Origin of the sequence: Natronosalvus vescus, assembly GCF_023973145.1 — an archaeon.
Lineage (GTDB): Archaea > Halobacteriota > Halobacteria > Halobacteriales > Natrialbaceae > Natronosalvus > Natronosalvus vescus.
On sequence record NZ_CP099546.1, the window covers coordinates 2,124,322 to 2,150,108 of the forward strand.

Annotated in this window: 21 protein-coding genes; 6 read left to right on the forward strand and 15 right to left on the reverse strand. The window is 62.9% G+C overall.

The genetic code is table 11. The annotated features are described in order from the left end of the window. Positions 1-78: 78 nt before the first annotated feature. Complete coding sequence (locus NGM68_RS10110; protein WP_252698007.1) at positions 79-324, forward strand: ferredoxin; 246 nt, start codon at positions 79-81, stop codon at positions 322-324. Between the two features lie 406 nt (positions 325-730). Here NGM68_RS10110 and NGM68_RS10115 read toward each other — a convergent pair whose 3' ends face one another. Further along, entirely contained in the window at positions 731-1,039 is a 309-nt protein-coding gene (locus NGM68_RS10115; RefSeq protein WP_252698008.1) for a non-histone chromosomal MC1 family protein, read from the reverse strand. A gap of 240 nt (positions 1,040-1,279) precedes the next feature. On the opposite strand from NGM68_RS10115, the gene NGM68_RS10120 reads away from it, so the two are divergent. Then, positions 1,280-1,477, forward strand: coding sequence for a hypothetical protein (locus tag NGM68_RS10120; protein ID WP_117365607.1), 198 nt, complete (start codon positions 1,280-1,282; stop codon positions 1,475-1,477). 518 nt (positions 1,478-1,995) lie between these two features. Continuing rightward, the gene (locus tag NGM68_RS10125) at positions 1,996-3,222 is read left to right on the forward strand and encodes a GNAT family N-acetyltransferase (RefSeq protein ID WP_252698009.1); all 1,227 of its coding nucleotides are present in this window, start codon (positions 1,996-1,998) and stop codon (positions 3,220-3,222) included. Positions 3,223-3,325: 103 nt separating this feature from the next. Here NGM68_RS10125 and pheT read toward each other — a convergent pair whose 3' ends face one another. The 8 genes from pheT to NGM68_RS10160 all read right to left on the reverse strand — a co-directional run bounded on the left by pheT (position 3,326) and on the right by NGM68_RS10160 (position 14,333). Further along, the gene (pheT, locus tag NGM68_RS10130; RefSeq protein WP_252698010.1) at positions 3,326-5,152 is read right to left on the reverse strand and encodes a phenylalanine--tRNA ligase subunit beta; all 1,827 of its coding nucleotides are present in this window, start codon (positions 5,150-5,152) and stop codon (positions 3,326-3,328) included. Beyond that, positions 5,152-6,708, reverse strand: a complete 1,557-nt coding sequence (pheS, locus tag NGM68_RS10135; protein WP_252698011.1) for a phenylalanine--tRNA ligase subunit alpha — start codon at positions 6,706-6,708, stop codon at positions 5,152-5,154. The genes pheT and pheS overlap by 1 nt, the downstream gene beginning before the upstream one ends. 116 nt (positions 6,709-6,824) lie before the next feature. After that, a complete protein-coding gene (locus NGM68_RS18190; RefSeq protein ID WP_256469877.1) occupies positions 6,825-6,950 on the reverse strand; it encodes a hypothetical protein in 126 nt (41 codons plus the stop codon). A 240-nt stretch (positions 6,951-7,190) separates the two neighbouring features. Next, positions 7,191-8,510 carry a hypothetical protein gene (locus NGM68_RS10140; protein ID WP_252698012.1) on the reverse strand — a complete coding sequence of 440 codons (1,320 nt, stop codon included), beginning with the start codon at positions 8,508-8,510 and terminating at the stop codon, positions 7,191-7,193. Between the two features lie 87 nt (positions 8,511-8,597). Then, positions 8,598-10,208: a tryptophan--tRNA ligase gene (locus NGM68_RS10145; protein WP_252698013.1), complete on the reverse strand. Its 1,611-nt coding sequence runs from the start codon at positions 10,206-10,208 to the stop codon at positions 8,598-8,600. Between the two features lie 97 nt (positions 10,209-10,305). Continuing rightward, the gene (locus tag NGM68_RS10150; RefSeq protein ID WP_252698014.1) at positions 10,306-12,363 is read right to left on the reverse strand and encodes a GAF domain-containing protein; all 2,058 of its coding nucleotides are present in this window, start codon (positions 12,361-12,363) and stop codon (positions 10,306-10,308) included. A 73-nt stretch (positions 12,364-12,436) separates the two neighbouring features. Next, entirely contained in the window at positions 12,437-13,474 is a 1,038-nt protein-coding gene (gene endA, locus NGM68_RS10155) for a tRNA-intron lyase (protein WP_252698015.1), read from the reverse strand. Between the two features lie 76 nt (positions 13,475-13,550). Next, the gene (locus tag NGM68_RS10160) at positions 13,551-14,333 is read right to left on the reverse strand and encodes a DUF91 domain-containing protein (RefSeq protein WP_252698016.1); all 783 of its coding nucleotides are present in this window, start codon (positions 14,331-14,333) and stop codon (positions 13,551-13,553) included. Between the two features lie 102 nt (positions 14,334-14,435). Between NGM68_RS10160 and NGM68_RS10165 the strand changes: the two genes are divergently transcribed. Continuing rightward, positions 14,436-15,002, forward strand: a complete 567-nt coding sequence (locus tag NGM68_RS10165) for a DUF8054 domain-containing protein (protein WP_252698017.1) — start codon at positions 14,436-14,438, stop codon at positions 15,000-15,002. Positions 15,003-15,105: 103 nt separating this feature from the next. Here the strand turns inward: NGM68_RS10165 and NGM68_RS10170 are convergent, their stop codons facing one another. Genes NGM68_RS10170 through NGM68_RS10195 form a run of 6 tightly spaced genes read right to left on the reverse strand, consistent with a single transcriptional unit; the run spans position 15,106 to position 22,236 of the window. After that, complete coding sequence (locus tag NGM68_RS10170; RefSeq protein WP_252698018.1) at positions 15,106-15,642, reverse strand: DUF7974 family protein; 537 nt, start codon at positions 15,640-15,642, stop codon at positions 15,106-15,108. Between the two features lie 48 nt (positions 15,643-15,690). After that, positions 15,691-17,073, reverse strand: a complete 1,383-nt coding sequence (locus NGM68_RS10175; RefSeq protein WP_252698019.1) for an ABC transporter ATP-binding protein — start codon at positions 17,071-17,073, stop codon at positions 15,691-15,693. Next, on the reverse strand, positions 17,066-18,166 hold the full coding sequence (locus tag NGM68_RS10180; RefSeq protein ID WP_252698020.1) for an ABC transporter ATP-binding protein: 1,101 nt from the start codon (positions 18,164-18,166) through the stop codon (positions 17,066-17,068). Before NGM68_RS10180 ends, NGM68_RS10175 begins: the two co-directional genes overlap by 8 nt. Then, entirely contained in the window at positions 18,166-19,182 is a 1,017-nt protein-coding gene (locus NGM68_RS10185; RefSeq protein WP_252698021.1) for an ABC transporter permease, read from the reverse strand. Before NGM68_RS10185 ends, NGM68_RS10180 begins: the two co-directional genes overlap by 1 nt. Positions 19,183-19,191: 9 nt before the next feature. Further along, entirely contained in the window at positions 19,192-20,148 is a 957-nt protein-coding gene (locus NGM68_RS10190) for an ABC transporter permease (RefSeq protein ID WP_252698022.1), read from the reverse strand. Positions 20,149-20,175: 27 nt separating this feature from the next. Beyond that, positions 20,176-22,236 (reverse strand): ABC transporter substrate-binding protein, encoded by a 2,061-nt coding sequence (locus tag NGM68_RS10195; protein WP_252698023.1) that lies wholly within the window; start codon positions 22,234-22,236, stop codon positions 20,176-20,178. A gap of 522 nt (positions 22,237-22,758) precedes the next feature. On the opposite strand from NGM68_RS10195, the gene NGM68_RS10200 reads away from it, so the two are divergent. Together NGM68_RS10200 and NGM68_RS10205 are read left to right on the forward strand one after the other, a co-directional pair. Then, positions 22,759-23,274: a PH domain-containing protein gene (locus NGM68_RS10200; RefSeq protein ID WP_252698024.1), complete on the forward strand. Its 516-nt coding sequence runs from the start codon at positions 22,759-22,761 to the stop codon at positions 23,272-23,274. Positions 23,275-23,376: 102 nt separating this feature from the next. Next, positions 23,377-25,740 (forward strand): DEAD/DEAH box helicase, encoded by a 2,364-nt coding sequence (locus NGM68_RS10205; RefSeq protein WP_252698025.1) that lies wholly within the window; start codon positions 23,377-23,379, stop codon positions 25,738-25,740. The last annotated feature ends 47 nt before the right edge of the window (positions 25,741-25,787 follow it).

Below are 25,787 nucleotides of genomic sequence, written 5' to 3' on the forward strand. Positions count from 1 at the left end.
CGTCCTGTGGTTTAAACTGTCGCCTCACGGCTGCCATGTCCCGTCACTGCTTTACCCTCACCGGCACAACAGTCGGTCATGAAGGTGGAGTTCGACGAGGACACCTGCATCGGGATGTACCAGTGTGTCGCCGAGTGGAGCGAGTTCGAGAAGGACAAGACCGCGGGCAAGGCCGTGTTGCTGGATTCTGAGGAGGTCGAAGATGGCATCTTCGTCCGTGAGGTTCCCGAGGACGCCGAACTCGATGCGAAGTTCGCCGCTCGCACTTGCCCCGTCGACGCGATTACGATTTACGACGACGACGGCGAGCAGTTGATCCCCTGAAAAAGTCTGTTGGACTGGTTTACCGGTGATTGCCCTTGTGGGTCAGTAATAACCAGTATAGCGACTACAATTGCCCTGTTGAAACCCTCGGTCGGTGTTCGATTTTAGAATCCGTGTTGAATACATTGCGCGAACTTTTTCCACCTCGGGTTCCCCTGCGCCGAACCGCTCGGCGCAAAAACTTCGATGAAAAAGGCGGACGACGAGGTTGAAGGCCGAGTCGTCCGGGAACCGCGCTCGCTTTGCACGCGACCAAGGGTTTCAACAGAGTCACTCCAATAGACCGTATGACGCTTCGAGTCCCGAACCAGATTGTCTGTCTCCTCCATCCAGTGCCACCATCGATACCCGCCTAGCGATGGCTATCGTGACCAGTGTCCCAAGAAATCGTCGTGGTGTAAACGACTTACTCGTCGAGGTGTTCGATGCCCTTCTTCGAGACGTTCGCCTCGGTGATATCGCTCGGCATCCAGTCCGGCTTGTCGTCGGGTGCCTCCTCTTCCCAGGCCCAGCCGTCGTAGATGTGAACCTTCTCGGTTCCCTTCTCGCGAAGCCTGAGTTCGACGCGTTCGGCTGCGTCTTCGCTCGAGCCAGCCTCGAGTCGTCGAGCGGCTTTCAGCGCTGCCTGTCGAGGTGTGTTGCCCGAGAAGACACTCGATTCGTCGCCGCTGTTGTCGCGCAGTGCAAAGTTCCGCTTACCGTCTTCACGTACCATGGTTTGCTACCTCCGTGTCAACCGAGCACACGGTTCACTATAAAGATATCCCCGAAAACCGACCGACTGCGCCGGTATCTTTAAGTCCATACGAGCCACCATCCTTCGGCAAGATTCGTAGACGACGCCATGGTATCGAAATTGACGTGTTTGTGCCGTCCGTGTGAGTGACAGTCAGTCGCTGTGTCGTAGAAAACACTTAAGTATATCCTACGGCGAAGTTCGTGCTAGAAACCCGCGATGGTACGGAAAAAGAAGCTGAGTCCAAGCGGTGCGAAAGACGAAGACGGTAACTATCACAACGTCCACCTGAATCTCCACGAGGATGAACTCGCAGTCGCGGGTATGGATATCGGCGACGAGGTCTTTGTCCGTGTCCGGGACGGTAAGATCATCATCCAGAAAGCCGACAAAGACGACGTCGAACACGAGTTCTGATACGGATCGTTGTAGAGACGTACCGCCGTTTACCGACCACGGGGTAGGCAAATGGCCGTACAGTAGTACCACATTCCCTGTGAACACCCCCTCCGTTCGGTGACCACGAGCCCCTTGAGTGACTACGCTGGATGCTCGCCTCATCTCTCGAGTGACGTGTTTGTCCCACTTCTCGAGTGATGCGATTCCCGGCCGTCCGCCGAACGGGAAGCGGTCTTCCCTGTGAACGAAACGCTCCGTGTCTCAGCCACCGTCACCGGAACGCAATGATCTGGTGTGCACGCACGTTCGTAGGACTTGTGAACGGCGTGAATCTCATATATGTCCTGAACGCCATGAACGCCGTGGACGCCGTGGACGCCGTGAATAACAGGCTTTCTCCCGCTGACTAAAGAGAGGTTGCCAGTGCAGGGTAGAACTCTATTCGAGTCGTCGATGTTGGTTGGTGAGTATACAGACTACCGAACGGCGACAGTTGAGCGTTTCACACCACTCCCCAAGTGTTCCCCACACAATCCGTGACACAGCAACACACCCCTCGCCTCTCGGCGTACACCATCGACGACTTCCGCCCAAACGATCGTGAGGGGTTTCTGTCCCTTTACAGCACCGTCTTCGGCGTCGAGCGAACCGACGACTGGTTCCGGTGGAAGTACGAGCGCAACCCGTACGTTGACCACGTGCCGATCACCGTCGCGAGAGACCGGGACACTGGCGAGGTCGTTGGCTGTCGTTCGTACTTCCCGCTCGAGGTCTGTTTCGACGGCGCCTCGCGGGTCGCGTTCCAGCCCTGTGATACGATGGTGCACCCCGAGCACCAACGACGCGGGCTGTTTACCGCGATGAATCGGTGGGGACTCGAGCGCTACGAGGGCAAGGCGGACGGGCCGGCGTTTTTCTTCAACTTTCCAAACGCCCAGTCGAAACCGGGGAACGAACGCCTGGGATGGAAGCCGGTTGGGACGGTTCCAATGTATTATCGGCCGCAGAATCCGGTCGGCGTTCTCTCCCGGTGGGCGCAAGCGGCCACGAATCGTCACGGCTTCACCGACCAATCCACAGGCCTTCCGGAGGATGCAGCCGCTATCGAATCGGTCACGAACCCGGCAGACACGCTCGAATCCGTCGAGCACACCCTCACCAAGGCAATCCAGATCAGCCATCGGCTCTGTGATCAAGCGGTCACACGCAATCTGCCGACGACGATCCGGATCGACCGCTACGACGCGCCACCGATCGCCCACCTCGAACGTCTGGCGCGCCGATCCGCCGTCGCAGGTGTCGCCGTTAGCCGACGCGCCCCGTTCTACCGCTGGCGGCTCGACAATCCGGCCCGCGAGTACGTGACGTTTCTCGCCGCGCGACGGGACAGTGGGCGACCGCTGGCCGCACTGATCGTGTCGCCGGTCGACGATCACGTCCGAATCGTCGACTCGTTTCCGAGAGCCGTCGCCCCATCCGACTCCACTGACGCCGAGAACGCACTGGCTCCCCTCGAGTCACTCCTCGAAACCGTCCTCGGTACCTATCAAGATCGGGCCTTCGTCACGGCCTTCGGTAACGTTCTCCCGCGGCCGCTGCGCTATCGGTTCGTTCCCGACACGCAGTCACCATTGTCCTCGATCATCAAGCCAACCGCTCGGACGCTGTATGCGCGTGGAGTGGGCGATTTCGAGACGGCTACGCTACGCTCGAGTTCAGTCGATGACTGGCACCTGTCGCGACTGGATCTGGATACGGCGTGAGCCCACTGTGAAATCAGCACCGTCGTGAGCGTGCTTCGACGTCAGCGACGACACGGCAGTCTTTCGAGGGGGAGGCGTGGCCGAACGGAACCACAAAACGCCGTTACTCGCCGCCCAGTGCCTCGAGATCGAACTCGAAGCCGGCGACGGGTACCTCGAGGTCGTGTTCGACGAGCACCGCGGGGTGTACCTCGCCGATGACGCCGACGCGCTCGCCGTCGATGACGACTGCTGCCGTCCGTCCCGGGATGAACGAGGGGTGCTCGGCTGGTGGCGTCTCGAGGTCGCCGCCGAAGCTCCTGACGAGCGCCTGCAGCCGGGATTTGGCGTCCTCGAAGCCGGCGTCGTGGCGGGCCACCACGGCGCTGACGTAACGCCCCTCGGCGACCCCCGTATTCTCCGCGTCGTCGACGCGTGCCGCGAAGCCGATCTCTGCCAGATCCTGCGGATACCGGCGGTGGGTGTTGTTCTCGAGCACCATCAACAGCGACGGGAACACCCACGTCCGGAGCATGGTGTAATCCTCGCTGTATGGGCCTTTGATCGTCGCGGGCTCGCCCGCGCCGTAGGCGTCCGCGTTCGGTTTGCGGCTGTCGCGGTTCGGATCGTCGCGGTTCGGATCGTCGCGATTCGGATCGCCACCGTCCGGATCGTCGCCGGAACGCGGTTCCGGCCGCTCGAGTCCCATTCGATCGAAGTTCTCCTCCTCACTGATCATGTGGAAGTTCAACAGATCCTGGAACCCGAGACCGACCAGACGCGTCCGGGCGGCGTTCTCGAGCCGGGAGCGTTCGTGGCGTCCGCCGATCGTACCGATCTCTGGATAGCGCGGCTCGAGGTCGTTGAAGCCGTAAGCGCGCCCGAGGTCGTCGATGACGTCCAGCGGGTGAAGGACGTCGACGCGGTAGGGTGGGATCGTCACCTCGTAGGCGAGGTCGTCGTCGCGGTCGCCGGTTCCGTCCTCGTCGAGGATCGCTGCCTCGAGCCCCGACCGCTCGGCGAGGTCGACGACCGCTGCCGAATCGAGTTCGATCCCGAGAATCGACTCGATGCGGTCGTGAGCGACCGTCTTGGTTTTCGTCGAGAAATCCGGGCGGACGAGTTCCTCGTCGCCGTAGTCGACGACGACCTCCTCGATGGTGGCGCCGCGGGCTGCCAGCGCGTAGCAGACGATGGTCAGCATCTTATCGATCGTCCACTGGTCGGTACCGGTCATCTCGACGAACAGGTCGCGAGACTCGGTCGAGACCTCCGTGCGACGGCCGTTGATCACCGGTGGGAACGAGAACAGGCCGATGTCGTCGTAGATCGCCGGATAGCGATCGTACTCGCTGACGAGGTCGGCGTAGGTCTGTCCGGTCTGGTGTTCTTCGAGCACCTCTGCGGGGGTCAGCTCCTGATCCGAATCGAGGGGGACGAACCGGTCGCCGTCCGGCTCGACGCCGACGTAGCGGATCGTCGGGTTGCCCTCGGTGGCTGGGGCGCCCCGGAGCATCGTCAGGTCGTGGATCCCGATCGCCCCTTTCGCGCGCTTTCGCCCCATCGTCGCGTGCAACTTCTCCTGGAGTTGAATCAGCGAGTCGAGGGCGTCCTCGTCGAGGTCGACGCCCCGGATCACGGCACCGGTGACGTACGGGCGCTCGTCGGGGACGGAGTCCTCGACCTCGATCGTCCAGTCGGGCGCGTTCGTCGACGGCACGTGGACACCGCGGGCGTCGCCGTAGTGATACCGCAGCGAGCGGGCGACCCCCTCCACCGAGAGCCGGTCGAGGCGGTCGGGGGCGAACTCGAGTTCGAACTCGTCGTCCTCCGTTCGGCCTTCGTACTCGAGACCGAGCCCGAACAGATCGGTTTTGAGTTCGTCGTCGCTCTTGTCCTCGTGGCCGGTCAACTCGCGCAGTTCGTCCGGATCGATTTCGACCGTGGGCATCAGTAGGTCACCTCCGTCTCCCGCAGCAGTTCCAGGTCACACAGCGTCCCGTGGATGTCCCGGATGTCCTCGAAGCCGTACATCAACATGAGCAGGCGCTCGAGGGCGAGTCCCCAGGCCATCACGTCGCACTCTACCCCGAGGGGCTCGAGCATCTCCTCGCGGAAGATGCCGGAGTTGCCGATTTCGACGAGCTCCCCCGTCGTCGGGTGGGTACCGAACAGCTCGAAGCTCGGCTCGGTGTACGGGTTGTAGTGGGGTTTGAACTCGATGTCGTGGATGCCGAACTGGGCGTAGAACTCCTCGAAGGTGCCCATCAGGTCGCGCACCGACAGGTTCTCGGCCATCACCCAGCCCTCGATCTGGAAGAACTCCAGCAGGTGAGTCGGATCGAGCGTGTCGTTTCGATACACCTTCTCGACGCTGAAGTACCGCTGCGGTGGCTCGAGCTCTCCGATCTGGTGGCCCGAGAGGTACCGCGCGGAGAGCGAGGTGGTGTGGCCCCGCAACGCGATTGCCCGGGCGAAGTCCTCGTCCCACGGCGAGTTGTACCCCTCGCCGTCCTCGCCGACGCCCTCGCGATGGGCGTGCTCGACGTGCTCGACGAGCTCTTCGGGCAGATGGTCGATGTGGGTTGGATGCTCGAGGGCGAACCGATCCCAGTGCGTTCTCGCCGGGTGATCCTGGGGCATGAACAGGCAGTCGTTGATCCAGAAGTCCGCGTCGGCGTGGGGGCCGTCCATCTCCTGGAAGCCCATGCCGACCAGGGTGTCCTTGACTCGCTCGGCGGTCTGGCGGAGGATGTGGACGTTCCCACCGTCGATCGCTTCGGCGTCGGCTTCGACGTTGTACTCGGCGAACTCGGCTTCGCGCCAGTCGCCGCTGGTGAGCAGTTCCGGGGTGAGCTGGCCGACCGTCTCGGCCGTCTGGACGCCCGCCATCAGCTCCGTGACGCCCGCGTCGGTGAGCGTCACCTCGCGGACGGTCGACTCGCTGCGCTCGAGGAGGCCCCGGCGCTCGAGCTGGCCGAGGGTGTCCTCGTCGACGTCGATGTCGACCGTGAGTACCTCGTCGGAGCCACCGCTCGTGTCGGCCGCGGTTCCCGCCTCTTCGAGGGCCTCGAGCGCACGTCGCTCGTCGTCTTCGACTGGGTCGGCGTCCGCGTTCGCCGTCACCTCGCCGCTGTCGATGACGCCGTAGCCCTTGCGGGCGAAGTTCGAGAGGGCGATGTTGATCTGTGGCCCCTCGAGCCCCGAGCGACCGACGACCTGCCCCATCTGGACGGCCGTCTCATCTGCACCGGCCTCGAGGGCCGCTTCGTGGAATCGGCTCTCCGGGAGGCCGTCGTCGGCGTACTCTTCGCCTTCGTCGGTGAGGGTGATCGTTTCGTCGACCCGTTCGGTGACGGTGACCAGGCCGGCCTCCTCGAGTTCGAACACCGCGCCGGTGACGGTCTCGGGTGGCAGGTCGGTCGCGTCAGCGAGGGCGTCGACGGTTCGTGCCTCGTCTGCGCTCGCGGTTTCGAGAACCGCGACCTGTGCTGGTGGGAGTTGCATTCGCTTGTTCCTATGGCTGTGTGTCGCTTAGTTAGCGGTTCCGATGTCCAGTGGGTCTCGAGCGTACGAGACCCACGCCAATCCGGTCAGTTTCGTCTCGAGTCCAGTGACCGTCGTCAGCGACGAGCGGCCGGGCCTCGAGCGTCCACCGATCGGTCAGCGCCGGCGAAAAAGTCGAATCCCGGGGTCGAACGCGGTAGCTGTCGGCCGGTGGCGGCACGAATTCGGGATTCGGATGCCATACCGGCTACTGTGCGGAGTCGGCGCAAAAGCGTTGCGGTGAGTGCTGCTGGGACGGGTCGGTCAACGGGTAACCAATCACCCACGGTGACGAGTGCTGTCAGTGCCTGGATACCCGTGTCGTCTCGAGCGGTTCGGACTGAACCAAGACGAAACCCGATGCGTCGTCGATCGATTTCGCCGTCGGGTGCGTGGCTGGATCGACCGTCTGGTCGAGGGGAATCCGTGCCACAGTAGACTCACTACCCGGTAGTTCCGGAAGAACACTCGTCGTCCTCGAGCAAGCCCGAAACGGAGACATACTCGCTGGTTTCGAGGGCTGCCCCGACCGCCAGTACCCGTTCGTCTTCGGTGTGGGTCGTCCCGGCACCGAAGCTGTCGTTCGAGACACGCGCTGGTTGTACGCTACCGATCAGATCTCCGACGTCGTCTTCGGTTTGCCCATCCGTTCGAACGTCGTCGGGCTTTCGATAATCGTCCCTCGAACAATTCTCGCTGTTTGCATCGACGCCGTTCCCGTCACTCGAGCACCCTGTTGTCCGCACGACGTCGGAGGCTCCCAATGGTGAGCGTCCCCGATCTACGGTCGACCCCTGGTTCGAGGCGTCGGTTCCCCAGTCGTCAGTCAACGTCGATTGTACCCCCGTCTCTGACTTTGGCCGGCACTGCCGCTCATCGCTGGAAGCTCGCCTCCCGTCGATGGGCGACGTCGTATCGCTCTCCTCGAGAACCGACGCCGATTGGCGGTCGTCGACAATCGGCGTGTCGGTCGGCCGCGTCGAACGCTGCTTTCGCTCCCGATTTCCTGTTCGCTCGAGTGCCCACGCTGGCCACGGCGTCTCGGCGGCCGTCGCTGTAGTGCCTGCCGTTGCTGTCGCGGGGGGTTCGATGGCGGACTGCGAACACCCGCGCGGATCCGGCACGTACGCCTCGAGTCCGTACGGACACAGCAGCGGGTGTTCGTCCGGGTCGACCGTGATATGTTCCCCGTAGGTCACTCGCAGTCGTTCGATCGCTGTGGACTCCACCAGCACGGCTTGCCAGCGATCGGTGCCCGACGCCAGGAGGACGAATTCGACGTCGGTACCGACGAGGACGCTCGTCTCGATGGACTCGAGAATGGCCGGGAGATTGTCCGTCCCGAGCGGCGTCGACGGATAGCTCGCCGTCGCCTTCCGCGTTCGACCCGACGGATCGGTGGCCTCGAGGTCGAACCCATCCACACCGGCGGTGCGGTTCAGCGTTGCCGACCAGCCACAGGCCTCGAACACGGCGTCGAGCGCTTCCACGAGGGAGTCGTCTGCGTACCGGGCCGGACAATCGATGCCGCGTGGGGACTGTGCGATCGTTCGTCGGAGGACGGTCGTTCGCGCTCGAGAATCGTCGAGTACTGCCGACAGCACCGACTCGATGTCGCTCTCCTCATCGTCCGTCCACCGGGCCGTACCCGTTGTGGCGGCTGCCTGTTCACGGAGCATCTCGGGGGTGACGCCGAACGCCCCGAGGATGTCGGCACACACGAGAACGTCCGTGTCGGCGTTGCTCGCGGGGCGGTGAACCATAGCCGAGCACACGATATCGTCCAATTTATAGTTACGTCAGACGTTCACACTGTCCGGGATCCGGTTCGCTCTCGAACGTCTCGGCGTTCACCCGCGACGGGTCGACTCGAGTTCGATGTCGGCCGCCTCGAGCAAGTCGGCGACCTCCTCGCGTTTCTCCTGGTGCTCGGCGAGGAACTCCTTCATCAGCTGGGCGGCCTGTTCCTTGCAGTCGCCACAGAGGCGGTCGCCGCCGACGCACTCGTCGTACACCAGCTTCGCGAACTCGTCGTCGTCGCCGGCCAGCAGGTAGGCGTACAGCTCGTAGACGGGGCACTCGTCGGCCTTCCCGCCGAGTTCTCGCTGGAGTTCGGCCGTCTCCCGGCCGCCGGTGGTCGCCGCCTTCACCTTGTCGTAGCCGTCCTCGGGGTCGTCGAGCAGCGAGATGTGGCTCGCGGGGATCGAAGAGGACATCTTCCCGCCAGTGAGGCCGGTCATGAAGCGGTGATAAATGGACGACGGCGGAAGAAAGCCGTAGCCGCCGTTGGCGAGTTCGATCTCCCGGGCCAGCGCCTCGGCCTCGTCGTGTACGAGGTCGAACGCGTCGACGTGCTCGTCGAAGACGCGCTTTTCGCCGTCGATGGTCTCGATGAGCGCCGCGAAGGCGTCGTCGGTCGCGCGTCGGTCGAGGAATCGGGTTCGGGGCCGAAGCGGCTCCATGCCCGCGTTCTCGAGTTTCGAGATGGTGGTGCCGCGGACGTTATCGGGGACGGTCTCGAGAACGTCTTCGACGACTCCCTCGACACCGTCCGCGGAAACGGCCTCGCTCTCGGCGTCCGCCAGCCACTCGGCTGCCTCCCCACACCGGGGCAGGTCGGGATCCTCGGCGTACGTCTCCCGAGCGTCGTACGCCGCCGCGACGACCTCGAGTTCCGTGTCCGTCGCCTCGAAGCTCGCGTAAGCGGTCGTCACGCCGAAAAACCGCATCCGCGTGGCGAGGTCGCGAGCCAGCCTGACGTGGGGATCCTGATCCGGGCCGACGGGGATCACCGTCGGTTTGGGCTCCTCGAGCTGCGGGTAGAGGATGTCGGCCATCTGGGTGACGACCGACTGCATGTGGGCCACGTCGGTCTCGCCGTCGAAGCCGTAGATCGCTCCCAGCTCGGAGAAGTTGGCGTCGATCCCGAGTTCGAACGCCAGATCCTGCACCTCACGGTTGGTCGACTGGCGGTACAGTGTCCCTTCCTCGGGGTCGAAGCCCAGCGCGAGCAGCGAGAGCAGGTAGTCCCGGGCGTGTTCGTCGATTTCATCCCAGCTGAGCCCGCGTGCGGCGTGGGCCTCGAGGTCGGCGATCAGCGCGTAGGCGTCCCCGCCCTGCTGTTGGTGCCAGATGATCTCGTCGAACACCAGCTTGTGGCCGATGTGGGGATCGCCCGTCGGCATGAACCCCGAGAGGACGGCGAAGGGCTCGTCCTCGGCCATCGCCTCGAGCACCGGCCGGTAGTCGCGGTGGCCGAAGATGACGCCCCGGCGCATCAGGTAGTGTGGATGGGGAACGTCCTCGAGCAGCTCGTCGAACGTTTCGATCCCGAACTCCTCGAACAGCTTGCGGTAGTCGGAGACGCTCGAGGAACCCCACGGGTCGAGAGCGACCTCATCAGCCCCTGCAGCCCCTCCATCCGTCAGCGGTTCCTTCGCTCGCTCGTGGTCTCCGGTCATTAGTCCGGAGTGGCGCCCGGGCGCGCAAAAACCTTCGCTTCCGCGTCGCTCGCTCCCGACCCCATCCGACCGCCGCCACTCGTTCAGCGCGCTCAGATCACGGTCGAAACTCGAGCCGAAGGCCACCGTCTGCCCCTCCTGTGGCGTCGACCGTCCAGCCGAAGGCATCCGCGACTCGCTCGACGATCGCCAGACCTAAACCGGTTCCCTCGGTTCTCGCGGAGTGTCCGTACTCGAATATTCGCTCGTACTCCTCGGGCGGAACGCCTGGCCCATCGTCGGTCACGGAGAATCCGCCCGACTGGAGGGGCTCGACCCGAACCGTCACCGAGTCGCCACCGTGGATAACGGCGTTGTCGAAGACGTTCTCGAGCAGTTCGCGAAACGGCCCTGGTGTAGCCCGCACCGATCCCAGGTCGGACGACAGTTCGAGGCTCGCATCCGCGGTGTCGACCGTCTCCCAGGCCCGCTCTGCCGTGGTGCCGACGGCGACCCACTCGAGGGCCGCCTCGTCGATGTCGGCCCGAACCAGCGTCAACACGTCGTCGATGAGGTCGTCCATGCGCTCGAGTGACTCCTCGATCGCCTCGAGGTACTCGTTGTCACTGACACCGGTCTCTTTGTGAAGTTCGAGATTCCCTTTTGCGACCGAGAGCGGATTCCGAAGGTCGTGTGAGACGATCGCGGAAAACATCTCGAGGTGCTCGTTCGACGTCCGTAAGTCAGTCACCAGCTGCTCGAGTTCTCGCTGGTACTGATGGCGCTCGATCGCCGCTGCGAGCACGGTAGCGATCGTTTTGACGAATCTGACGTCCTCCTCGGCGAACGTCCGCCGATCGTGGTCGTGGACGCCGAGAATCCCCCACGGGTCATCGAGCGGGCCAATGATGGTGCTGACACCGCTCCGAACCTCGTGGCTGGTTAGTAGTTCGGGCCCGTTGAATCGGGGTTCCGACTCGAGATCCTCGACGACGATCGGCTGGTTGTGCAACAGCGTGTACGACGCCTGTGAGTCCGCGTCGGTGGCCGAGACCGTCGCCTCGCCGACGACCCCATCGTCCCATCCGACACCGTGTCTGAGTGCCAACTCCTCGCCACCCTCCTCGAGGTCGAGTACTTTGGCGTATTCGCTGTCGAGAATCGTCGCCACCTGGGAAACCGCCTCGTCCATGAGTTCGTCGATATGGTCGCTCTCGAGGGCCAGTTGCCCCAGATCAGCGACGACCTGTTGCTGGGTCGCTCGTTGCTCGAGTTCCCGTTCCCGCTCGGTTCGTTCGAGGGCCGCGGTCGCGTTTTCCGCTAAAATCCGGACGAATCGAACGTCGTCGACGGTGAACGCTTGCGGCTCGGTGGCGACGATGCCAAGCACGCCGTACGTGCTGAGCGGCCAGATCAGACCCGACGACATTGGGTTCGCGGGATCGCTGAGAACGTCGCTCTCGTCGATTCGGCACACCTCGAGTCCGTCGGCGTCTGCCATCGGCGTGTCGGTCGATTCGTCGAAGCCGATCGGGTTCTGCGTCCCGAACGCGGTACCCGCCAACGACCCGTCGAACGGAATCACCGGGGGGATCCCGCCGTGCGCCTCCCGTTCGTCCGTCGTCGCGACGACCTCGAAGTGGCTGGCGCGTTCGTCGTACCGGAAGACGGTCGTCAGCGGTTGTTCGAGCAGGGTACTCGCCGATTCGACGGTTGCTTCAGCGATCTCTAGCGGCGTCGAGGCACGAAAGAGAATCGGTGTCGCCGTCTGAATCGCCCGTAAGATCGCCTCCCGTCGGCGTCTGGCTACCACTCGTTCGACGTGTTCGACCAGAGCGTCGACTGCGTGTGACGGAAACGTCACCGGCTCGTAAGGCAGTTCGATACTGCCGTCCGTTTTACCCGTTGTGGTGTGTGAACCACCATAACGGACGACTGCACACGAGGGATCGTTCACCTGGAGCCACTCGAGCAGGGCAGCCTGATCGTGCTCGGACACGCATCCATCGACGACGAGACAGTCCACGCCCCCGCCCTCGAGTCGATCGAGTGCCCCCTCGACCCTCCGCTCGTGATCGATTCCATCGCTGGAGAGACAGTTCTCGAGGGCGTCGCGACCGTCGGTGTTCGCCCCGACGATCAACACATCTGGAAGTCCACGGAGATCCGTCTCCATTGGATCACTGTTGGATTACGGACAGAAATACGTTCGTGTCTCTGCATCGACGCAGTGGGGCGCTGTCGATCATTCAGGGCGTCAACCGCTCGAACGACCACCACTCGACCTCACCATCCTCGACGAGCGCGAACACCATCGTCTTCCGGACGCCGTGGGCCAATCGAACGTCGAGGGAGAGATCCCGTGGCTCGAACACGTGATCGGCCGGTAGTACCCGGATCAACAACTCGGAGTGGCCCAGATCGTCGACCGACTCCACGTCCGCGTACGTTCGAAAGTCAGCCCCGAACTTGTAGCCCGTCTTCGGAACGATGCCTGCTTCCCGCAGCAGGCGATAGACCGTCAGCCGCCGGTCGAACCGATCGCCTTCGACAGTCCGCCCACGCTCGAGGATCGCCTCGGCCTCGAGGTCGATCGCCCCTGCCTCCGCGAGGTGGGCCGCTTCGAGGAGCGAACACTGTAGTGTTGGCCGGTCGTACTCCCGACCCTCGAGGGGCTGTCCGTAAAACGTTCGCTCGTACAGCTCCAGCGGTGGCTCCCAGAGGACGACGCGGTCGGCGAGCAAGTCGGCGTCGACGCCGGTTGGAAGTCCGGACGCGCTCGTGCCGGACACGTTGGGCTTGCTCACCTCGAAGTACGTAATTTCGCTTTCCTCGTCGACGACGGCGAGCGCGCCCGACTCGAGCGTCGCCGCGGGAACGTCCGTTCGCTCGCCGACGACGCGAAGGGCGTACTCGAGTTCGCCATCGCCGGGGCCTTTCCCGCGGGGAAAGACGGCGAACTCGGCAGCGGGCGGGTCGTCGACCCACGGCTCGCGTGCCGGTGAGAGGTAGAACCCCCGCGACCGGAGGTCGGCGTAGACGAGAAATCGCACGCCGAAGGCTGATCCCGGCTCGCGGGCGAGAAACCCCCGAAAGTCGAGGCGCTCGCCGTCGTCGATCACGGCGGCCAGGTCGTCGCGATACAGGAGGTGGGCGGCTTCGACCGGCGCGAGGGCAATCTCGTTGCCCGAAAGCGGGTAGCCGTAACCGCGTGCGTCGTGAAACCGCTGGCGTGCGTCGCCACCGACGTGGACGCCGTCGCCGTCGAACCGACCCTCGAGTTCCATACCTGCAGGTCTCGAGCCGTGCACAAAGCGCCTGCGGATCGACTCGCGTGGCTGGCGTCCGCTGGATGGTGACCGCTCACCGGTCGGCAACCGCTCGAGCCTCGGCGTTCTTATCGTCTCGAGCGTCCTGGAACCGATCGCACGTCGCGTCCAGACATCGGGTGCCGGTCGTCGTCTCGAATGTCGGCAGGCCGCAGGCACACTCGCCGTCGACGACACCGGTCGGGATCACGAAGCCGGTCTCGCAGTCGGGGTAGTGCTCACAGCCGGCGATGAGGCCGCCCCGGCGGAGGATCAGGAGGTCGCCGTCACAGTTGGGACAGTCCCACTCGCGGTCGAACGCCTCGTGGACGGCATCGCCCAGGGACTCACACCGCCGGTCGAGACAGACGTGGAACGCGAGTCCGCGCTCGACGCGCATCCGCGGGAGCCCACACTCACAGCGGTCGTCGCGGATCGTCGCGTCCCGGGGAATGGCGTAGCGGTCGCCACAGCCCACGCAGTGGATGCCGTTCGAGCGGACGAGCACGCTGGTACAGTCGTCGTTCGGACAGTCGCCGACGGGGACGCCGGCGCTCGAGGCCGGATAGCTGGCGAACCCATCCTGGTCGTGGGCGGCGATCCGGAGGATCTGGGTGTCCTTTTTCGCGACGAGGGTGAAGCCGTCGGCACGGTCGCTCGAGACGCTGTCGGCGCGGGTGAGCCAGGCGACGGGCTGGTAGCCGTCGACGTCGTGGACGAGGACGGTGTTGTCGGGCTTGACGATGGTCGTGATGCGGCCGCGGTACTCCTCTCGGTCGGTGCCGTCGGCGATGACGGTGCAGTCGCCGGCGAGGACGCGAATCGTGTCGGCTGGCATGGGTGGTCTGGCCGCGTCTCCGTATATAAACCCTCGAGCGTGAGTCGAGATTCTCAGGGCTGAACCCGAACGCCTTTGAGCGAGCAATCGGAACCCACAGGTATGACCGAGCGCACGGCTGCGGATCGGATTGCGTACCGGCGTGAGAACGCCGTCGATCCGGAAACGTTTCTGCTCGAGGCCGATGCGGTTACCCGAACCGAGGACGGAACGAATCTCCAGTTCACCGACGCGTTCCAGCGAGCAGTCAACACCAAACTCGAGACCGTCGATGAATCCGGGGTCGATTCCCATCACATTGCGGCGCTGTTCGGTGTCGACGTCGAGGCCGTTTCGCGTGTCGACCGACCGACGCCCGCGTTCAAAATCCGTCACACGATCCGCAACTGGTCATCGGACGCAGCGTTGCTCGTCGACGTTGCGGTCGACTGCGTGCTCAGGGAACAAACCGCGGAGTGGGACGACGTCCCGGGCCGCCAGCGATATCGGATCTTGCAGTCGCTACGTCTCTTCCAGGAGGAGTGTCCGTTCTGTGCTGGCACCGTCGTAATGGGCGACCCAGGCTCCCGACCGACGCCTACCGGGGAGCAGGAACTCACACCTGTCGTCTGTGACGCCTGTGACCGGCTGTTCGCCGAATTCGTTCCAGGATCGGTTCCGACGAAGTGACCCGACGGGCGTGTCTCGGTACGCTCGTCAGTAGTCCTGGTACGCTCGTCAGAGTTCGCAACCTCGAGTTCCCGCACACCATCGATTCACGAACAGGGCCGACTCAGGGTTCGATGTGGACTGTCGTCTCGTCGTAGAGAGCAGCGCCGACCGGGTCGTCGACGTTGATCGCCGCACTGATCGTGTACGTTCCCGGCTCCGCTGGCTCCCACTCGCGTTTTCCCGTTCGAAACAGCTGTGACCACTGTTTTCGGAACGTCACGCGTTCGCCACGAGTGAAGTTGAACTCGCCCGCTTCGTCCGGTGGGTTTCGAAGCTGAACGTGTGAAGCCTCTTCGTGGTCGTCGACGTGCCACGACCAGAGCAACGGCGACTGCGTCCTGACGGTAATCGGTATCGGAAGCCGATTTCGCATCGTCACGCGAAACGGGATCGTCGCCCCCGACTCGTAGGTCGATTGTGGGATGGAGACGTCGACGGAAATGGCCCGATGGCGAACCCAGTGTGGGATCAACCGCTTGCTCCAGGCGGAGCCGTTCACCGAACGCATCGACTGCGGTCGAAAGAACTCCTCCTCACCGGGTTTGAAGGGATCCGTGTCGTCCCGAGAGACCGCCCGCGAGTCGTAAATCCGGCGCATAACCAGTACCAAGCGGCCCTGCCGACAAAACGATTTCGAGAGCGGTGATCAGTCGTCAGCGACGGCGTCGGAACGTCCATCGGCGCTCGTTGCGTGCTCGGCTACACCGTCGTCGAACAGGAGACAGGCGATTTCGTGGGTCTCGCTGCGTGACACGGGTTCGGGAACTGTCTCCTCACATGGGGACGTAAAGGCGTCTTCGAGCACTGCGGCCGCGCCTTCGATGTCGTCTTTCCTGAGTCGATCGACCGATCGATTGAGAACGGTCTCTGCCTCGGGATCGGGTAACGGTGACGGCAGGCCGAACTCCTCACGCACCCGGCTCTCGAACGCCGACGCGGAAAGATCGAGGGCCTCGCCGTCGGTCGCTTCACCTTCTTCGGTGAGCGTGATCACGTTCGTTACCGACTCCGCGTCGTCGACACGAAGGCGATAATCGAGCACCGATCGCCACGTTGTCTGATCGAGATCCACTGCGGCCGGTTGAATCACGTCCGGACAACGCGTGTGAAACCGACAGCCACTCGGCGGGTTCAGCGGTGACGGGACGTCACCCTCGAGGAGGATCTTCTCACCCTCCCAGAGCGGATCGGGCTCTGGGATCGCTGACAGCAACGCCTCCGTGTATGGATGCGAGGGCGAGGCGAAGATCTCCTCGGTCGTTCCGACTTCGGCGAACTCGCCGAGATACATCACGGCAATCCGATCGGAGATGTGCTCGACGACGCTCAGGTCGTGAGCGATGAAGATGTACGAGAGGCCGAACTCCTCCTGGAGATCCTCGAGTAAGTTCAGAATCTGGGCCTGGACACTGACGTCGAGTGCACTCACCGGTTCGTCACAGATGATGATCTCGGGATCGACCGCCAGTGCGCGAGCGATACCGATACGCTGGCGCTGACCGCCGGAGAACTCGTGTGGATACCGGTGAGTGTGACTCGGGTTGAGTCCGACGGTCTCGAGCAACTCCTGTACCCGTGCGTCACGGTCGTTTTCGTCACCGATGTCGTGAATATTGAGCGGTTCCTTGATGATCTCACCGATGGTCAATCGCGGGTTGAGACTCGAGAACGGATCCTGGAAGATGTACTGAATGTCGGTTCGCAGGCTTCGCAGTCGTTTACTCGAGACTTCGATGAGGTCGATCTCCTCGTCCATCCCTGCGTCCGATGTGGACGACCCTTCCTGTGGATAGTAGTAGACCGATCCGTCGGTCGGCTCGATGAGACGTAACATCGCCCGGCCGAGGCTGGTTTTCCCACACCCACTTTCGCCGACAACACCGAGTGTCTCACCCGGATACAGCTCGAGGTCGATGCCGTCGACGGCCTTGACCCAGTGTGAGCGACCCAGGAGGTTGTCGATGAAACTACTGCTCGACTGGTAGTACTTCGTCAGCCCCGTCGTTCGGAGGATCGGTTCGTCACTCATTGTGGTCACCCGAAGAGATCGTATTCGTATTCGTTTGTGTGCGCAGGTCTTCGGGGACGGGTTCGTCTCCCTCGACCGTCACTTCGAAGTCGAGCCCCTCCACCAGCTCACCGGTGTACTCGAGACACTTCGCAGCGCGCGTGGTCGCTGGCGTCGTCTCTGAGCCGGTGTCGAGGTCGAGCAGCGGCGGTTCCGTCTCGACGCAGGCGTCCTCGGCGAACGGACACCGGGGGTGGAAACTACAGCCCGAGGGCGTCTCGATCAGGTCGGGCATCGTCCCTGGGATCGTCTGGAGCCGATCCCGATCGTCACCGACGCGTGGAATCGAACTCATGAGGCCGACGGTGTAGGGATGTTTGGGATCGTAATACAGCTCTTCGACGGGCGCTTTTTCGACCGGTTGCCCGGCGTACATCACCATCACACGGTCACACAGCTCCGCGACGACGCCGAGGTCGTGTGTGATCAGCTGGACGGCCGTGTCGAACTCGTCGGCCAGTTCCTCGAGCAAACTGAGGATCTTTGCCTCGGTGGTGACGTCGAGTGCCGTCGTCGGCTCGTCGGCGATCAGGATGTCCGGGTCGCACGAGAGCGCCATCGCGATGACGACGCGCTGTTGCATCCCGCCGGAGAACTCGTGTGGGAAATCCGAGTATCGCGTGTCCGCATCGGGGATGCCAACCCGATCGAGGAGCTGAATCGTTCGTTCTTTGGCCTCCGCGTCGGAGTAATCGAGGTGGTGTCTGATCGCCTCGGCGATCTGTTCGCCCACCGTGTACACGGGATTGAGTGCCGTCTGGGCGTCCTGGAAGATCATCGCGATCCGATTGCCCCGGATACTCCTGACCTCCTTTTCGCTCATCTCGAGGACGTCCTCGCCGTCGAAGCGAATCTCCCCGCTCTCGATGACGCCGGGACTCTCGATCAGGCGTAGCAGCGACAGTGCGGTAACGCTCTTTCCGGCGCCACTTTCGCCGACGACGCCGAATTTCTCCCCGCGTTCGATCTGATAGGAGAGTTCGTCGACGGCGGTGACGACCCCCTCGGCCGTGTAGAAGTTCACGGTGAGGTCGTCGACCTCGAGGAGCGCCATTATCCACCACCTCCGTGGTTGACGTTGTCGACCTGTGCGTCGAGTGCGTCGTTGACGGCGTCACCGACCATGTTCATCGACATGACGAAGAGGAAGATCATCAGCCCGGGGAACACCGTTGCCCACCAGTGCCAGTCGGAGTCGGGGCCGGACATCAGCGTATCCGCTTCGGCGTCGAGGATCGTCCCCCACTCCGGCGTCCCCGGATCGAATCCGAGGCCGAGGAACCCGAGGGCTGCGACTCCGATGACGACGGTACCGATGCTGAGCGTCGCCTGGACGATTACGGGGGCGATCGCGTTCGGGATGACGTGTTTGAAGAGGACGCTTCTGTCCCGTGCGCCGAGGGCTTTCGCGGCCAACACGTACTCGTTTTGTTTGACCTTCAGAATCTCGCCCCGAATGAGGCGGGCGTAAATCGCCCAGCCGACGAGGGCAAACGCGGCGGTCAGTTGCCAGAAGCCGCCACCGAACATGGCGACGAGCAACAGCGCGAGAACGAGTCCCGGGAACGCGAACACGACGTCGAGCCCACGCATCATGATCTCGTCGACCCAGCCGCCAAAGTAGCCCGAGATGCCACCGTAAAGGACGCCGAACGTCGCCGCGATCGCCGTCACGATGAACCCGATAGAGACGCTGTAGCGAGAGCCCACGAGAACCCGCGAGAACATGTCCCTCCCGAGTCGATCAGTCCCCATCGGATGGGTGAGTGATGGCGAGTCGTATCGGTCACCGACACCGGTTCGTGCAGGATCGTAGGGGGCGATATCGAACGGTTGTATCGTCGTCCCGAATATCGAAACGGGTCGTGAGAAGACCACCGCAAACAGCATCAGTACGACGACGGCAAGTCCGATCAGTGCGAGCCGATCGACGATTATCTGGTTGACGATCCGCCGCCAGCGGCTCATGACCACGGTGTCTTCGTCGTCACTCCAGACGGCGTCATCCTTCTCGGTTACGCGGTCGGGGTCGAACCCGGATATCTTGATCCTTCCTCGTTGTGTTGACATAGGTAGTAGTTAATACTCGTCTCGAATTCGCGGATCGAGCAACGCGTACACGATGTCCGCAAGCAGGTTTGCAATCACGATGAACACTCCAACGAACAGGGTAATCGCGAGCAGTAGGTTGATCTCTCGAAGATTGATCGCTTCGATGAGCAAGGCACCGAGGCCGGGCCAGCCGAACACCACCTCGACGACGACCGACCCCGAGACGATGCCTGCGGTCAAGAACGCGGCGACCGTCGCGACCGAAATCAGCGAGTTTCGTAACACGTGTTTCATGATGACGGTTCGTTCCGGGAGTCCCTTGGCCCGCGCGGCGGTCACGTACTCTTTGTTCATCTCCTCGGCCATCGAGGTTCGCAGGATACGCATCAGGTTGGCGGATGCGGCCGTCCCGATCGTGATCCCTGGGAGGATCAACCACCACAGCATCTCTCGAGAGAGGAGGCTCGTCTGTGGGTCGAGCACGGGGAACCAGTTGAGTTCCACCGCGAAGATGGCGATCAACATCAGCCCGAGCCAGAAGTTCGGGATCGAGATACCCGACAGTGCGGCGAATCGGCTGACGTCGTCACCGAATTGATCCTTATTGACTGCGGCGTAAATCCCGCCGGGGATGGCGATTAACAGGGCGAACACCCATCCGAACAGGCCGAGCGCGATCGTCTCGGGGAGTCGAGCGAGCATCATTCCCTGTACGTCAGGGCCGCGGGAGTACACCTCACCGAGGTCTCCGGTCAGTATGTCGGTCAGCCAGACGAGGTACTGTTCCCATATCGGGAGGTGGAGGCCCAAGTCCCGACGGAGCGCCGCCGCGTCTGCGGCCGAGGCGTCCGGATTGTTCGCGACCATCAGATCGACGATGTCACCCGGCGTGAGGTGGATCAACGCGAAGGTAATCACGGAAACGCCAAATAACACTGGAATCGACGCCAGCACCCGCCTCAGAACGAATCGTCGTAAACTCATAACTATGAAAGGGAGGTATCGCTGGGCTTACTCGTCGCGATCCAGGTAGATGAGCTGCTCGTCGACCGGCGAGTGTAGTGCGTAGCTCAGGAGCGACTGGGTCGCTGGATGGGCGTTCAGTCCGACGACTTCGTCGTTCGAACAGATCGTCGTCAGCGAGTAGTCGATGATCGTATTCGCCGACAGCTCGGCGATTTCGGGCCACAACTCGTCGTACCGACTGCGACGGAGATCTTCGTCGGCCGAAACGTCTTCACCGAAGCGGCAACTGCGTAGGAGGTCGACGAACTCGTCGTCGAACGTTCCTTCCGGGAAGAAGAAGTTACAGCAGCCGTTGTAGTTGTCCGGGTCGTGGATCGCTTCAGCGTAGCCGTGCGGGTCGAACCCGCTCGCGAGTCCGATACAGGCGGCTGCATTCCGTTCGCTGTTCTCTGTTCGTGCTTCTTCCTGGTAGAGGTCACCTGCGGTCCAGTCACCGAGGGCCGCAGGCGTCTCGATTTCCGCGTTGAACAGCTCGCTGGCGTTCAACTCGTCGACGAGGAGTTGCATCTTGTCGATTCGCTCTTCGTCGTCGGCGTTGGTCTGGATGATGACGTCGACCGGGGCCTCGAGACTCGACTCTTCGATGAGTTGTTCGGCCTGTTCGACGTCCGGTTCGGCCGGGTACGCCCAATCCTCGTCGAACAGATCCTCGTACTCTCCCTGGGTCGCCAGATCCGCTGCTGGGAGCGGGAACGGCACACGTGCCGGGTCACCCCACCCCTGCTCGACGATGTCGACGATCGTCTGGCGGGGGGCCAGGACACTGACCGCCCGTCGGATCTCCGGTTCGGCGAACGCCCCACCCTCGTCGGTCTCGTCGACGGGGAACTGCAAGAACTTGAACCCGGTTCCCGGCGTCCCCGAGACGACGTAGTCGTCGGAATCGTAGAAGCTGTTCCGGGCGTCGGACTGCAGCTCGTAGGCGATGTCGACGTCACCGTCTTCGAGTGCCGCAGATCGCTGGGCACTTTCCGGAACGAACCGAATGTTGATCTCGTCGATGACGGGGCCGGCGGGGAACTCCTCGGGGCCGTCCCACCACGGGAGGGCGTCGAGACCGAGATCCTCGAGCCAGTAGTTTTCGTTTTTGACCAGGACGAGCTGTGAGGCTTCTTCGACCGTTTCGATCCGGTATGGACCGGTACCGATTGGAACCATGTCCTCGTCGTCGCGTGGATCCAACTCACCTGCGGGGACATCGAAGTGCTCGGACGGGAAGATTTCGATCGGTGGCAGTTGCAAGAACGCCTGTGCGTCGGCCGTCTGTGAGTACAGTTCGAACGTGTAGCCGTCGTCGCCGTCCGGTGCTTCGGCGTGGAGGAAGCTGTCGAAGACCTGGCCCTGATTGTCCGAGCCGACGAATCGGTCGTAGGATCGGACGATGTTTTCGGCCGTGAGCTCCTCGCCGTTGTGGAACTCGATCCCTTCGTGGAGTCTACCTTCGACGCGGGTGCCGAAGACGCCGTCAGCGACGGCATCGCCGGCCTCTTCGCGGGTCAGGATGCGAACGGTGTCGCCTTCCTCGACCCCTTCCAGGTCGTCGGGATGCTGGAGAAGTGCCATGTTGTTCTCCTCGAGATCGTAAAACGGGAACCCGTCGGACACCTCGACGACTTCCTCTTCGCGCATGTACGACTCGTAGTCGAGGACGTCGACGTCGTTGGAAACGTCGACATCGTACTCCTCGGCCATCCAGAGAACCGTCTCCCCTTCGGTGTTCGTCGTCAGGAGACCATCGTAGACGGTCGAGAGAACCGTCGTGTCCTCTGCGGCGGTACTCTGTGCGGCATCGTAATCGGAGATGTCCTCACGGGGGATGGCGAACTCGAGGCGGCCTCCCTCGACGACTTCGTCGAGATCGACCTCGTTGCGGTCGAGGGCATCCTCGATGTCGGAATCACCGTTACCGTTGCCGTTACCGTTACCGTTGCCATCGTCGTCACCGCCGATACAACCGGCGACGGCAGCAGCGCTGGTGGCAGCGATTCCCTGGAGAATTCGTCGGCGGTCGATACGTGAGTGAACGTCGTGCGTTTTTTTGGACATGAGTTTCCGTATAGCGTTTGGCGGATTGTCGATCGGTGGTTGACTACAGTGCACTTACGTACGTTTGGTACCCAATTTGGCACCCTTCTTGGTGCGGAGACCGTTGGGATATTAGCGTGATAACGTCAATCACACATGTTTGTTAATGGCTGGTTGACTGCTTATATATTTTTCCTTCTTATATTTTGACTTTGCCGGTGAGAATTTGAAAAACAATCGTTTCTCCTATTCCATAGCAACATACGTCCATAAATTCGGTTTGGAACGGGCGCCTCGGGTTTGCTCTAATTCAGCGAATCTCGTTACTCTATTTGGATTTTCGGTAGATGTTTTGGTCGTATACCGGGTGTAAAAGAACGACTCACAACTGCCAGTATCGGCCTCGACCGACGACGGTTTTCGTGACAATCGTACGTCGATTCGAGTCGACCGAGGATTTGGAGACGAAACCGTGCAGAGTCGGAGAATCGATACGTGAGAATCGGTATCGATGTTTTTGAGCCAGTTCGTCGTAGCCGGCCCATGGGGAACGATTTCGACGCGGACTGGCTCCACCTGAGCGACGGCGAAACCGTCGTCTGGCAGAGCCGTCCGCATCCGATCGCAATGGGGTGGCGGTTGCCGCTCGGGCTGGGACTCGTGTTGCTGGGGATGTTCTTTCTCGCGCTGTCGGCGACGAACAGCAATCAGCTCGTGACGGCAACGGGACTTGTGTTGTCGACCGTCGGCCTCGGCGTGTTGCTCGTGGGCTACGTCTTCTGGACGAACACCCGGTACGTGCTGACGTCGGGAGAGTTGTACCAAAAACACGGCGTCGTCTCGCGAGACGTCACGCAGTTCCGCCTCGAGCGGATTCAGAACACGAGCCTCCAGCAGGGGTATCTCGGCCGTCTGCTGGGGTACGGTGACCTAACAGTGTACACCGCAGGCTCGGCTGACCCCGAACTGACCTTCCGGTTTACGCCGCGTCCCGAACGGGCTGCCGCACACCTCAACGATCAGCTCGAAGGGGTGAGTCGGCGGAACTCGCCGAAGTAAGCGACATTGGGGCCGGGTATAAACCGACGGGTCGCCGTCCGGTACACCCCTGATCGACCGCGACAGAAACGCCTTTCACGGGGCATACCCCCTGTCCGAGTAATGGAGGTCGCTGAGGTTCTCCCTGACTTTGCCGATGCCTTTGCCTTCGAGGCGTTCAATCGGATGCAACGCGAGGCGCTGCCGGCGTTGCTCGAGTGCGAGGACAACGTCGTCGCGAGCGCGCCCACCGCCTCGGGCAAGACGGCGCTGGCCGAACTCGCGATCTGTAACGCCCTCGCCGACGGCGGGACGGCGCTGTTTATCGCCCCGCTTCGTGCGCTAACGAACGAGAAAGAAGCCGACTGGGAACGCTTCGAGTCGCTTGATTACTCGGTGTACGTCGTCACCGGCGAACGGGACTTGAACCCGCGCCAGGCCGCCCGCGCGGACATCCTCGTGATGACGCCCGAGAAACTCGACTCGGCGACTCGAAAACACGACTCCCCGCGCTACGGGTTCGTGACGGACATCGACGTCTGCGTCATCGACGAGGTACACCTCCTCGACGCCGAACGCCGCGGCTCGGTACTCGAAGTGACGGTCTCTCGCCTGCGCCGACTCTGTGACCCGCGTGTCGTCGCGCTCTCGGCGACCATGCCGAACGTCGACGACGTGGCGGCCTGGCTCGACGCACCCCCCGACTGTACGTTTGTGTTCGGCGACGAGTATCGCCCCGTCGACCTCAACGCGGGCGTCAAAACGTACACCCACGGCGAGAACACCTTCGCCGACAAATACCGACGCCTCTACCGGGCACTCGACCTCGCCGAACCCCACCTCAGGGAGGACGGCCAGGCGCTCGTGTTCGTCGCCTCGAGACAGGACACCGTCCGGGCAGCCGAGAAGGCGCGCGACGAAATCGCCGAACGGGACGTCGAGATGGGGGCTCGCGGCGACTACGACTTTCATACCGAAACCAAACGCCTCGAGAACGATACCCTCCGAAACTCGGCATTAGACGGCGTCGCCTTCCACCATGCTGGCCTCTCGAAGAACGACAAGGATCTGATCGAGGAGTGGTTCAAGCAGGGGAAGATCGAACTCCTGTTTTCGACCTCGACGCTCGCCTGGGGGGTCAACCTCCCCGCCCGATGCGTCGTCATCCGCGATACGAAGTACCACGACCCGCTCGAGGGCGAAGTCGACATGAGTCCTCTCGACGTGCTCCAGATGTTAGGCCGGGCGGGTCGGCCGGGCTACGACGACGTCGGCTACGGTTGGGTCGTCTGCGATACGGCGGATGCCGACAAGTACCGGCGCCTGTTGCGAGACGGCAAGGAGATCGAATCCCGCCTCTCCGAGAGCCTGCCGACCCACCTCAACGCCGAGATTGCGATGGGTACCATCACCGATCTGGACGACGTGATGGAGTGGCTCGAGACGACCTTCTACTACGTTCGCGGGCAATCGAAGCCGGAGGAATACGACTTCCAGCACCTTCGTCGGCGGGTTCGCGACTGCCTCGAGGAACTGGTCGACCAGGGCTTCGTCGAAACCGGCGAGGATCTCTCCGTGGAGGCGACGCCTCGTGGGGTGCTCACCTCGACGTACTACCTCCGACTGGAGACCGCCGCTGGATTCGCCGCGCTGTGTGATCACGCCGTCGACGACGATTCGGATCCCCTCGAGGCGGGCGACGTCCTCCAGGCCGTCGCGACCGCGACCGAGTTCGACTCCGTCTCCGCCCGTCAGTCGGAACGCGACGCCATCAGCGCGGTGCTCGTTGGCCAGGAGACCGGCGACCTCGACGCCGGCCAGCGAAAGGTACTCGCCATCCTCCGAAGTGCCGCCAACAACGGCAACACGCCGCCCGACCTCCGGAGCGACGCCTGGGTGATTCGTCGGAACGCCCTCCGACTGCTCGCCGCCTTGCGCGCGTTCCTCGAGCGGTTTGCAACGCCCCACGACGCCAACCTCGCACGCCGGCTGGAGGCACGGATCGAAAACGGCGTCAGCGACGACGCCGTGGGGCTAACGGCCATCGACGGCGTCGGCCCCGGCCGTGCCAGCAAGCTCTCGAAAGAAGGGCTGGCGACGCCCGGCGACGTTGTCGAGGCGGGCGTCCCGGGCCTCGTCGAAGCGGGTCTCGGCGACAGCATCGCCGAGCGCGTGTACGAGGGTGCACAGACCCTCCCCGCCGTCGACGTCGAGTGGGGATCGTTCCCCGAATCGATCGGGACGGGCGAGAACACCGTCTGTGAGGTCACCGTCCGCAACCTCGGCGAACCGGCGAAAGCGGGCATTCGCGTGACGGTCAACGGGATCGAGATGACCGCCACGACGACGTATCTCCGCGAGTCAGAGAGGGTGCCGATCGGCGTCTTCGGTGCCGACGCGGACGAACTCGAGTACACCGTCAGCGTCGCCTTCCCCGAGGAGCCGCTGGTTCCGGCCGTCGACAGTCGGACGGTGGCCGTTCGCTGATTGTCGGTTCAGACGGTTGCCGTCGTTGTGTGCCGGAATTACGTCCG

Bases quoted from the DNA above. Each gene is read 5' to 3' on its own strand.
- NGM68_RS10150 (WP_252698014.1), bottom strand. From the start codon at position 12,363: ATGGAGACGGATCTCCGTGGACTTCCAGATGTGTTGATCGTCGGGGCG.
- NGM68_RS10200 (WP_252698024.1), top strand. From the start codon at position 22,759: ATGGGGAACGATTTCGACGCGGACTGGCTCCACCTGAGCGACGGCGAA.
- NGM68_RS10140 (WP_252698012.1), bottom strand. From the start codon at position 8,510: ATGGTTCACCGCCCCGCGAGCAACGCCGACACGGACGTTCTCGTGTGT.
- endA (WP_252698015.1), bottom strand. From the start codon at position 13,474: ATGGAACTCGAGGGTCGGTTCGACGGCGACGGCGTCCACGTCGGTGGC.
- NGM68_RS10110 (WP_252698007.1), top strand. From the start codon at position 79: ATGAAGGTGGAGTTCGACGAGGACACCTGCATCGGGATGTACCAGTGT.
- pheS (WP_252698011.1), bottom strand. From the start codon at position 6,708: ATGCAACTCCCACCAGCACAGGTCGCGGTTCTCGAAACCGCGAGCGCA.
- pheT (WP_252698010.1), bottom strand. From the start codon at position 5,152: ATGCCCACGGTCGAAATCGATCCGGACGAACTGCGCGAGTTGACCGGC.
- NGM68_RS10165 (WP_252698017.1), top strand. From the start codon at position 14,436: ATGACCGAGCGCACGGCTGCGGATCGGATTGCGTACCGGCGTGAGAAC.
- NGM68_RS10180 (WP_252698020.1), bottom strand. From the start codon at position 18,166: ATGGCGCTCCTCGAGGTCGACGACCTCACCGTGAACTTCTACACGGCC.
- NGM68_RS10175 (WP_252698019.1), bottom strand. From the start codon at position 17,073: ATGAGTGACGAACCGATCCTCCGAACGACGGGGCTGACGAAGTACTAC.
- NGM68_RS10195 (WP_252698023.1), bottom strand. From the start codon at position 22,236: ATGTCCAAAAAAACGCACGACGTTCACTCACGTATCGACCGCCGACGA.
- NGM68_RS10115 (WP_252698008.1), bottom strand. From the start codon at position 1,039: ATGGTACGTGAAGACGGTAAGCGGAACTTTGCACTGCGCGACAACAGC.
- NGM68_RS10170 (WP_252698018.1), bottom strand. From the start codon at position 15,642: ATGCGCCGGATTTACGACTCGCGGGCGGTCTCTCGGGACGACACGGAT.
- NGM68_RS10185 (WP_252698021.1), bottom strand. From the start codon at position 19,182: ATGTCAACACAACGAGGAAGGATCAAGATATCCGGGTTCGACCCCGAC.
- NGM68_RS10145 (WP_252698013.1), bottom strand. From the start codon at position 10,208: ATGACCGGAGACCACGAGCGAGCGAAGGAACCGCTGACGGATGGAGGG.
- NGM68_RS18190 (WP_256469877.1), bottom strand. From the start codon at position 6,950: ATGGCATCCGAATCCCGAATTCGTGCCGCCACCGGCCGACAGCTACCG.
- NGM68_RS10205 (WP_252698025.1), top strand. From the start codon at position 23,377: ATGGAGGTCGCTGAGGTTCTCCCTGACTTTGCCGATGCCTTTGCCTTC.
- NGM68_RS10190 (WP_252698022.1), bottom strand. From the start codon at position 20,148: ATGAGTTTACGACGATTCGTTCTGAGGCGGGTGCTGGCGTCGATTCCA.
- NGM68_RS10120 (WP_117365607.1), top strand. From the start codon at position 1,280: ATGGTACGGAAAAAGAAGCTGAGTCCAAGCGGTGCGAAAGACGAAGAC.
- NGM68_RS10160 (WP_252698016.1), bottom strand. From the start codon at position 14,333: ATGCCAGCCGACACGATTCGCGTCCTCGCCGGCGACTGCACCGTCATC.